The sequence below is a fragment of the uncultured Clostridium sp. genome (assembly GCF_937920395.1).
In the GTDB taxonomy this organism is placed as follows: Bacteria; Bacillota; Clostridia; order Clostridiales; family Clostridiaceae; genus Clostridium_AD.
In genome coordinates, this window is the sequence record NZ_CALEVF010000316.1 from 1 (window position 1) to 2,855 (window position 2,855).

Annotated in this window: 2 protein-coding genes; both read left to right on the top strand. The window is 32.3% G+C overall.

The window, feature by feature from the left end; translation table 11 throughout:
• A partial coding sequence (gene dnaE / locus Q0649_RS19595; protein ID WP_298845845.1) for a DNA polymerase III subunit alpha occupies positions 1-2,325 on the top strand: 2,325 nt, incomplete at its 5' end.
• A gap of 424 nt (positions 2,326-2,749) precedes the next feature.
• Positions 2,750-2,855: 6-phosphofructokinase (locus Q0649_RS19600; protein ID WP_298845847.1), on the top strand; the 106-nt coding region annotated here is incomplete at its 3' end.

The window sequence follows — 2,855 nt, forward strand, 5'->3', positions numbered from 1 at the left end:
TTCTTAAATCCAGAAAGAGTATCAATGCCAGATATAGATTCGGATTTTTGTTATGAAAGGCGTCAAGACGTAATTGATTATGTAGTTAAAAAGTATGGAACCACTAATGTATCACAAATCATAACATTTGGAACGATGGCTCCTAGAGCTTGTATAAGAGATGTTGGACGTGCTATGAACTATTCGTATGCTGAGGTGGATAGAATTGCTAAGATGATACCGTCTGTGCTTAATATAACTATAGATAAGGCTCTTGAAATGAATGCAGAGCTTAATTCCTTGTATGAGGATGATTCACGTGTTGAAGCACTTATAAATATTGCAAAGGCCCTAGAGGGACTTCCAAGGCATAGTTCTACCCATGCAGCGGGAGTAGTTATTGCGTCTAAGCCTTTAGTAAATTATGTGCCTCTTCAGAAAAATGATGAGATGATAGTAACACAATTTCCTATGGGAACTCTCGAGGAACTTGGTCTTTTAAAGATGGATTTCCTTGGACTTCGTACACTTACGGTTATGAGAGATTGCGTAGATTTTGTAAAACAAAACAGAAATGTATCTATAGACATAGATAATTTGGATATTGAAGACCATAAGGTCTACAAAATGATTGGAGAAGGAAAAACTGTAGGTATATTCCAACTTGAATCTGCTGGGATGACTAGTTTTATGAAGGAGTTAAAGCCTGACAATTTAGAGGATATTATTGCCGGTATAAGTTTATATAGACCGGGCCCAATGGCTGAAATTCCAAGGTATATAAGAAATAAGAATAGCATGGATAAGGTGGAATATGTTACCCCACAGCTTGAGGAAATACTTGGCGTTACTTATGGGGTAATGGTTTATCAAGAGCAAGTTATGGAGATAGTTAGAAAACTTGCTGGGTACTCGATGGGAAGGTCTGATCTTGTTCGTCGTGCTATGTCTAAAAAAAAGCACAAGGTTATGGAAGAGGAGAGGTATAATTTTATCCACGGAATAGTGGATGAGGCTGGAAATATTGAAGTGCAAGGTTGTCTTAGAAATGGTATAACTGAGGTGGCAGCAAATAAGATATTTGATCAAATGATGGATTTTGCATCTTATGCTTTTAATAAATCACATGCTGCAGCATATGCTGTTGTAGGTTATGAGACTGCATATTTAATGTGTTATTATCCTACAGAGTTTATAGCTGCAATGCTCAATAGTGTAAAAGGAAATGCTGAGAAAATAGCTTTTTATACTAGATATGCAGTTCAAATTGATATTGGGGTGTTGCCTCCTAGTATAAATGAAAGTTTTGCTGAGTTTACTGTAAAAGGTGATACTATAAGATTTGGCCTATCAGCACTTAAAAATGTAGGGGTAAATGTAATAGAGAGCATTGTACGTAATAGACAAGAGAAAGGCGAATTTTCAGGATTTATGGATTTTTGCAATAAAATAGACACATCTTGTGTAAGTAAACGATCAGTAGAAAGTCTTATTAAGGCAGGTGCATTTGATGATTTTAAAGTTCATAGATCGCAGCTGCTTGCAGTTTACGAGAAGGTATTAGATGGAGTAAATAATGATAGAAAGAGAAATATTTCAGGACAAATAAATTTATTTTTAGATTTTGATAATGATTATAATAATTTTGAAATAGAGTATCCAAATATCAAAGAATTTAAAAAGAAACATCTTTTAGCTATGGAAAAGGAAATGACTGGAATATATTTGTCTGGTCATCCATTGGACGAGTACGAAGAAACACTTAAGATACAGACCAATACTAGAATATCTGATATTGTGGTAGATGAAAGTCTTGAAGAAGATAATGAAATGCTTAGTGAAAGTTTTAAACTTCAAGATGGTGACAAAGTTATAATTGGTGGTATAATATCAACGGTTAGTAAAAAAGTTACTAAAAATAATGATATGATGGCATTTATTAATCTAGAAGATTTATATGCTAGTGTTGAAGTAATAGTTTTTCCAAAGACATTTGAAAAATATAAGTCACTTGTTGAAGAAGATGAAATAGTAATAATTAAAGGTAGGGTTAGTATTCGCGAAGAAGAACAACCAAAGATATTATGCGAAGACATTAAACCGCTTGTTAAAATTAATAGTGAAAAAATTTATATATTAGTCGAGAATGATGTTATGATGAAAGATGCATTAAAAAAAATAAAGCAAAACTTAGCTATATACAGAGGAAGTACTCCTGTATATCTTTGTACAAAAGAGCCAAGAAAAATGTATGCTGTGGATAAAGCTTTATGGCTTAGTGAAGAAATTGATGTTATGGAAGTTTTAAGAAAAATATTTGGGCAAGATAATATAAAAATACAATAAAATAGGTTTGTATTTTTATAGAGGCAGTTATTAAAGATAAGATTGTTATCTTTAATAACAATCTCATTTAAAGTGAAAATTTTACTTTAACAAATGGTAATATATATGAATTTAACTTAAATATATCCATAAAAAGGATTACATTACACTGGTATTAGGTGGTTTATTAAAAAATAAATATTTATTTCTATAAACCGTTGAATGTTGCGAGGATTTTGTATAATATTAGAGTATAGAGGGTATTTTTTAATAATAGTTATATTTTTGTTGGTAACATGGACATATTATGACCACGGGGGGGCAAATTTATCCCGATGGTACAGAAATGAAAAACAATTAATAGTTGTCTTATGCCTCAAGAATTATAAAGGTGAAAAGAATTAATAATTGTTTATTCTATAGAGAGTTACAAGGAGGAATAGTTGTGAAAACAATAGCGGTATTAACAAGTGGCGGCGATGCACCAGGAATGAACGCAGCCATTAGAGCAGTAGTTAGGATGGCTATATTCAAAGGCATAAGAGTTATGG